Source organism: Shimia marina (assembly GCF_001458175.1).
GTDB classification, from domain to species: domain Bacteria; phylum Pseudomonadota; class Alphaproteobacteria; order Rhodobacterales; family Rhodobacteraceae; genus Shimia; species Shimia marina.
Window position 1 is genome coordinate 1 of the sequence record NZ_CYPW01000022.1, and the last position, 5,891, is coordinate 5,891.

Sequence of the window (5,891 nt, forward strand, 5' to 3'; positions counted from 1 at the left end):
TCTAGACGCTGATAAATTTGCCCGTGATTTACGGGCGCGTATATTAGATATGAGTACTTGTTCCCGATCTTCAACCCTTAGCGGTGCTTTTTAAGACAGCTTCCTCATCAACTACCGTCACGCCATCCAACTCAAGACGGTCATGAAAGCTGCATGTAAGCTTGAGACGGGCTGTATCGTAGCGCTCTCAAATAACTATCAGGGCTTAGATGAGATGGAGCGGGACCGCCCAGAGTTGGTGGAAGACTATATCGAAGTCCGCCATCGGGATCGCTGCTCTGAATATAGTATCCGTCAGAGATTGTTCGGAGAGAGAGTTTCTTATCTTCGTTCTTTGGATTTGGGAGGATGATCATGCAAGGTGGGGAAGCTTCCGGGCTTCTCCACATCTCTTCCCTGCGCCATCATTACTTATCCCTATCGCCTTCCTTGCTGACTATACTCAGACGGAGCCGAAAGCGGGGGCACTTTTGGGGGCATTTTTGCCGCTGGCAGAGCCGCTGAGGCCAATAAACACTAATGTCTTAATTGATGGCTGGGGTGGTAGGAAGCCTTGCGTCTCGATGAAACGCATCGGCTTTCCCGAACCAACTCAAAAACTGGGGCACTTATTGGGGCACTTTTGCCTGTCCGCGTCCCGATCTCTTGGCCCACCGTGGAAGCTGAAACCACGGGTCCTTGGGTAAGCACTCGGCGACGTGATTGATCGCCAGCAGCTCCATCTCGTGAAGCTGACCATCCGCCTCAGCAATCTCTCTCAGCAGCGCCACGACCCGCTCACGAACCTTCTTATGGTTGCAGTCCTTGCTCTCCAGCGTGAAGCGTCTGAGGCCCTCGGTAAGCTCCTGGAGGGTCAGTTGGTCGAGGCGGTCTAGGAAGAGAGACAGGGCGGTGCGTTATTTTTCCCAGCGAAATCGGCCAAAAGCGCCGGGTGAATCCAAGTATCTAGTCATAGGATCATAAACACAAAGGCGGGTAGTGTACGAGGATGCAGAGGCACTATCCTTCCACCCTATTTCAACAACGACCTTGTTCATTTTTACCCAGCTATCAAGCGTTTTAGCCTTTTCGGTGTACCTTCGGCTATTGAACTCTCGATCAATAAAGTTGGTACAACTAACCCGCGCCGACTGCATGGTTCTTGCTGCAATTTCCGCGTTCCCGATCAACGTAGAACGCAGTCCCACGAAAGCAAGCACGACCAATAGTGCACTCACCAGAACACCTAAATGCCATTTTCTAAGCTTGCCGAATTGCGTTGCCGTGAAGCCCTTAGGGCCAGGTGTTTGATACGCTTCCACTTTTGACCTTGTGCGGGCTCTCTCAAGCAAAGCAATCGTCTGCCAAACCGTTAAACCGATAATTGCCAGCGAGATACACGCAACGCCTACGGATTCCCAAAGTAAGGTGGCAGGAAAAAATACTGCGTATAGCAACCAAATCGCAATCCCAAGCAAACCTAAAAAGAAAAAGCTCCTAAACATACTTGCCATAACAATTTTCCTAGCTGTGTAATCTCTAATAATTCTAACGAACTTACCCTGCGCTTGCTCTGCGTAATTTGGAAGCTCCACATTGACACTCATGGTCTGTAGATCAAAAGTCTACAAGTCAGCCATTTCAGACCATGGCTATAAAAAAACTCGTAGGGCAGAACTTGAAGCGCTTCCGGGAAGCTGCAGAAATGTTTCAGGAAGTACTGGCTTTTGAATGTGATCTACGCAGAACCTATATCAGTGGCGTAGAGCGAGGCATTCGCAATCCTACCGTTGTTGTGCTTGGCAGACTTGCTGAACCGCTTGGTGTTGAGCCGTGGCAACTATTGGCTCCCGAAGAATGAAAAATGCATTGGGCCTCAGACTGCAGGCAACACGAAGTTAGCCAGAGTGAGTATTAAGTTCGAAAGCTAGAACCGAGCGCCTTTACGTATCTAAAATAGAGACAACGTAAGGAGATACATCATGAAATCGTTTCGCACCCTCGGTGATGCCGCCGGGGGTTTTCTTATGAGCGCACCACCGCGTTCCGTGTTGACCGCGATCCTCTGGCTTGGGGCTCGCACACATCCTGCCGTGTCGATGATGCTGATCTTGGTCTTCTTAGCCGCCTGGATAAAGGGCGCAAGTGATGGCTGAGCTGACGCTCCATCCCGACGACATCGTAGTAATCCGCGCAAGCGAAGATTGGCCCGAACATCTGTTTCGGGTCGATTTCGTTTTTGACGACTGCGTGGGCGGCTACTCAATCACTGGACCACTGAAGGGGGAGTACGGCGAGCCGGACTTCGACCTCATTCTCAGGGCCCACGAACGCGGCACCTGACCGCTCTTTCCCAAAACAGAAAAGGAGGAGACGTATGTCTGCTCATATCAAGTATGCGTACTTGAAGGGCCACACATGGCTCTACCGACGCAACTGGCCCAAGGACGTGGCGATGGTCCTTGGTCAGCAAGCTCTCAAACAATCGCTGAAGACCAACTCTACCAACACTGCTCGCGCGAGGGCCGCGGAGGTTAATCTTCGCTATGAGAGGACTGTCTCTGAGGTTCGAGAGCGGTCTGAGGAGGCGCTCTCTGGGGCAGTGAGCAACGCTAGTGCCCTAGACTGGGAAGAGCCATCCGGGACGGCTGTTGATCATCTACGGGCCACTTTGGAGCTCTCCGGGCAGTTATCCGAGCGGTCACGCTTCGATCGAATTAAGCCCCGGGAAAAGGTCTCAATTCGTAATCAGGGCGCTGCCTATTTAGCTCGAAGATCCATTGAGCTACGGCCCGGTGGGTTTAAGTCGGTTCGCTACTCCGTTGGATTGTTTCTCTCTAAGTATGGAGAGCGATCTCTGTGTAGCTTGTCCAGAACGGAGGGGCGCGAATTCCTTGGTTTGGTGGCTCAGCTATCTCCTGTCATTGGTAAATCGGAGAGAACGAGAGGGCTATCGCTAGATCAGTTGGTGGCCTTCTCCGCTCAGGGAACAGCTCGAATTACGACGCGAACTCAGAAGCGGATTTGGGCTCAAGTCAACGCCTTCATAGATTGGACGGTTTATGAGGGGCATCTTGAGCAGAATCCGTTCAAGACGGTCTTGTTCGATCAAAAGATAAAGCCACAGCCTTATGCCGTTCCAACGGATGGGGAGGTGGTCCAACTTCTGACGACGAAGGATCAGGTGTTACGACCCGTGATGCTGACCTGTCTGCTGACGGGGATGCGGGCTGGAGAAGCGATTGGTTTGCTTCGGGAGGATCTCATCTCAAAGGGAAACCTTGGTGGCTTCATTCATGTGCGACCAAACGAACTGCGGTTGCTCAAAACCGATGCGGCTGAACGGCAAGTCCCGGTGCATCCGGTGCTGGAGGAGGTGTTTCGTTCACTTCCGAGCGAAGGACCTCTGTTTCCCGAGACTAATGTCGAGCAGGTGACCAAGCGGTTTGCTCGATTGCGACAGGCCAAGAAGTTGGATCGGCCTCGTCTGGTGTTTCACTCTACGCGTAAGTGGTTCATCACCCAATGCGAGCGTACCGGCGTACCCGAACACTTCACGGCAAGCATCGTTGGCCATAAGTCTGCCCGCTCGGAAAACGGGATCACCTACGGCATCTACAGCGCGGGTATCTCGGACGAACAGAAGCGCGGTATCGTGGATCAGATACGTCTACCTAGGGGCGTATCACCATGATCATTCCAGACATCGATGCATTCGAAGAGAGGGCCGCTATCGCTGAACACGATGGCGGTCTTTCTCGTTTGGAGGCTGAAAACTTAGCGGCACGAGTGCAAGGCTTTGAAAGCGCAGAAGCTTACTGGCAATGGCTCGCTGACTACGTCGTGAATCGAAATGTGCCCTAGCTTTATCCCGGCTGGCTTCGTGCTGGCCGGGGTTCACTTCGCTTTTTTTCTTGCCGCTTCAAAACTACGCGGCGAAGATGCAACTCAAACGCGCCATATTGATCGAGCAAAGACTTTTTAAGGAGAACGCAAATGCAAGCGAGCGGGGTTTCGTCTGATACCGGGGATCAGATGGTTTTGGAGCTAAGCGACGCACAAACTGAAGAAGTATTTAAACTAGCTTCTCTGGAGTTTACGTCAGGCGAACTGAAGCAAAAGATTGATAATTTAGACGTCTCTGCCGATGTGAAGGCTCTACTTTACAAGTTTGCGACTAAGGCAGTGCGCGTCGGCGAAAAGGTAATCAAAATCGGACAGAAGATCTTAGAGACGATAATGCGGTTCGTATCCGAGTATCCAAACACGACGTTTGGTTTCGTTTTTGGTGCCGTGGCGGGAACTTTGGTTGGCAGTGTTCCTTTGATTGGTTGGGTCTTGGGGCCTTTGGTCACTCCAATTTTTATGGCGCTCGGACTGGTTCTTGGGGCCAAACAAGACTTCTTGGAGAGGGCATTGGAAAGCAGGGTGAAGGCTGCCGTAGAACCATTCTTTTCCCTAAACGGAGAAAACCAGCATGGGTAAAGATTTCTCTTCTGAACATCTGCTAGAGGGTGTCGACAAAGTAGTTTCCGACCCATTGAGATTCAAAGCTAGGCTTGAGATTGGTGAGCAAGCTTACGCTACCTTAACTTTGAGGAATAAGGCCTTTGACTTTTGGGATGTGGCTGGAGCGGCGTCGGCTGGTGCAAAGTTTGCCGGAAGTGCGACAATAGCCTCCACCTTCTTCACTTCAACTTCGGGAGGACTTTTGGGTTTCTTCACCACGGCAACTGCGGTTACTCCAATTGGTTGGATTATTGGTGCTAGTGTGATCTCTGGGGGTGCGTATTTTGGGCTAATTCAGTTATTTAAAAGCATGAATGATGGCCGTGTCGAGGTAATTCCGGCCTTCATCAACACTCCCATCGATGTCCTCGCGATTGGACTCTTTGATCTGATTGCGCCGCTCAGTCTGAAGATTGCCGCTGCGGATGGTGAGGTCTCTGAGGAGGAGCTAGACGTCATTCGCAGTTACTTTATTGATAACTGGGGGTACGATGGGGCTTTCGTTGACGCCGCCCTGTCTCTCTTCCTAGACCGCCTCGACCAACTGACCCTCCAGGAGCTTACCGAGGGCCTCAGACGCTTCACGCTGGAGAGCAAGGACTGCAACCATAAGAAGGTTCGTGAGCGGGTCGTGGCGCTGCTGAGAGAGATTGCTGAGGCGGATGGTCAGCTTCACGAGATGGAGCTGCTGGCGATCAATCACGTCGCCGAGTGCTTACCCAAGGACCCGTGGTTTCAGCTTCCACGGTGGGCCAAGAGATCGGGACGCGGACAGGCAAAAGTGCCCCAATAAGTGCCCCAGTTTTTGAGTTGGTTCGGGAAAGCCGATGCGTTTCATCGAGACGCAAGGCTTCCTACCACCCCAGCCATCAATCCAGACATCAGTGCTTATTGGCCTCAGCGGCTCTCCCAGCGGAAAAAATGCCCCCAAAAGTGCCCCCCGCTGTCGACTCCGTCTGAGTATAGTCAGCAAGGACAGCGATAGGGATAAGTAATGATGGCGCAGGGAAGAGATGCGGAGAAGCCCGGAAGCTTCCCCACCTTGCATGATCATCCTCCCAAACCCAAAGAACGAAGATAAGAAACTCTCTCTCCGAACAATCTCTGACGGATACTATATTCAGAGCAGCGATCCCGATGGCGGACTTCGATATAGTCTTCCAGCAACTCTGGGCGGTCCCGCTCCATCTCATCTAAGCCCTGATAGTTATTTGAGAGCGCTACGATACAGCCCGTCTCAAGCTTACATGCAGCTTTCATGACCGTCTTGAGTTGGATGGCGTGACGGTAGTTGATGAGGAAGCTGTCTTAAAAAAGCACCGCTAAGGGTTGAAGATCGGGAACAAGTACTCATATCTAATATACGCGCCCGTAAATCACGGGCAAATTTATCAGCGTCTAGA

At 51.8% G+C, this 5,891-nt stretch carries 9 protein-coding genes; 7 read left to right on the forward strand and 2 right to left on the reverse strand.

All coding sequences use genetic code 11. The annotated features are described in order from the left end of the window. Positions 1–608: 608 nt before the first annotated feature. Both SHM7688_RS20230 and SHM7688_RS10630 read right to left on the reverse strand, forming a co-directional pair. Positions 609–887 carry a tellurite resistance TerB family protein gene (locus SHM7688_RS20230; protein ID WP_083499020.1) on the reverse strand — a complete coding sequence of 93 codons (279 nt, stop codon included), beginning with the start codon at positions 885–887 and terminating at the stop codon, positions 609–611. 9 nt (positions 888–896) lie between these two features. After that, a complete protein-coding gene (locus SHM7688_RS10630) occupies positions 897–1,493 on the reverse strand; it encodes a hypothetical protein (RefSeq protein WP_144432558.1) in 597 nt (198 codons plus the stop codon). Positions 1,494–1,627: 134 nt separating this feature from the next. On the opposite strand from SHM7688_RS10630, the gene SHM7688_RS10635 reads away from it, so the two are divergent. From SHM7688_RS10635 to SHM7688_RS10655, 7 genes are all read left to right on the forward strand, one after another. After that, on the forward strand, positions 1,628–1,840 hold the full coding sequence (locus SHM7688_RS10635; protein WP_058239931.1) for a helix-turn-helix domain-containing protein: 213 nt from the start codon (positions 1,628–1,630) through the stop codon (positions 1,838–1,840). A 121-nt stretch (positions 1,841–1,961) separates the two neighbouring features. Then, entirely contained in the window at positions 1,962–2,135 is a 174-nt protein-coding gene (locus SHM7688_RS19745; protein WP_158500690.1) for a hypothetical protein, read from the forward strand. Next, the gene (locus SHM7688_RS10640) at positions 2,128–2,322 is read left to right on the forward strand and encodes a hypothetical protein (protein WP_058239932.1); all 195 of its coding nucleotides are present in this window, start codon (positions 2,128–2,130) and stop codon (positions 2,320–2,322) included. Before SHM7688_RS19745 ends, SHM7688_RS10640 begins: the two co-directional genes overlap by 8 nt. 34 nt (positions 2,323–2,356) lie before the next feature. Then, positions 2,357–3,673, forward strand: a complete 1,317-nt coding sequence (locus tag SHM7688_RS10645; protein ID WP_058239933.1) for a DUF6538 domain-containing protein — start codon at positions 2,357–2,359, stop codon at positions 3,671–3,673. Continuing rightward, positions 3,670–3,843: a hypothetical protein gene (locus SHM7688_RS19865; protein ID WP_188128146.1), complete on the forward strand. Its 174-nt coding sequence runs from the start codon at positions 3,670–3,672 to the stop codon at positions 3,841–3,843. The genes SHM7688_RS10645 and SHM7688_RS19865 overlap by 4 nt, the downstream gene beginning before the upstream one ends. 132 nt (positions 3,844–3,975) lie before the next feature. Next, on the forward strand, positions 3,976–4,464 hold the full coding sequence (locus tag SHM7688_RS10650; RefSeq protein ID WP_058239934.1) for a hypothetical protein: 489 nt from the start codon (positions 3,976–3,978) through the stop codon (positions 4,462–4,464). Then, a complete protein-coding gene (locus SHM7688_RS10655; RefSeq protein ID WP_058239935.1) occupies positions 4,457–5,281 on the forward strand; it encodes a tellurite resistance TerB family protein in 825 nt (274 codons plus the stop codon). Before SHM7688_RS10650 ends, SHM7688_RS10655 begins: the two co-directional genes overlap by 8 nt. The last annotated feature ends 610 nt before the right edge of the window (positions 5,282–5,891 follow it).

Bases quoted from the DNA above. Each gene is read 5' to 3' on its own strand.
- SHM7688_RS10630 (WP_144432558.1), bottom strand. From the start codon at position 1,493: ATGGCAAGTATGTTTAGGAGCTTTTTCTTTTTAGGTTTGCTTGGGATT.
- SHM7688_RS10635 (WP_058239931.1), top strand. From the start codon at position 1,628: ATGGCTATAAAAAAACTCGTAGGGCAGAACTTGAAGCGCTTCCGGGAA.
- SHM7688_RS19745 (WP_158500690.1), top strand. From the start codon at position 1,962: ATGAAATCGTTTCGCACCCTCGGTGATGCCGCCGGGGGTTTTCTTATG.
- SHM7688_RS10640 (WP_058239932.1), top strand. From the start codon at position 2,128: ATGGCTGAGCTGACGCTCCATCCCGACGACATCGTAGTAATCCGCGCA.
- SHM7688_RS10645 (WP_058239933.1), top strand. From the start codon at position 2,357: ATGTCTGCTCATATCAAGTATGCGTACTTGAAGGGCCACACATGGCTC.
- SHM7688_RS19865 (WP_188128146.1), top strand. From the start codon at position 3,670: ATGATCATTCCAGACATCGATGCATTCGAAGAGAGGGCCGCTATCGCT.
- SHM7688_RS10650 (WP_058239934.1), top strand. From the start codon at position 3,976: ATGCAAGCGAGCGGGGTTTCGTCTGATACCGGGGATCAGATGGTTTTG.
- SHM7688_RS10655 (WP_058239935.1), top strand. From the start codon at position 4,457: ATGGGTAAAGATTTCTCTTCTGAACATCTGCTAGAGGGTGTCGACAAA.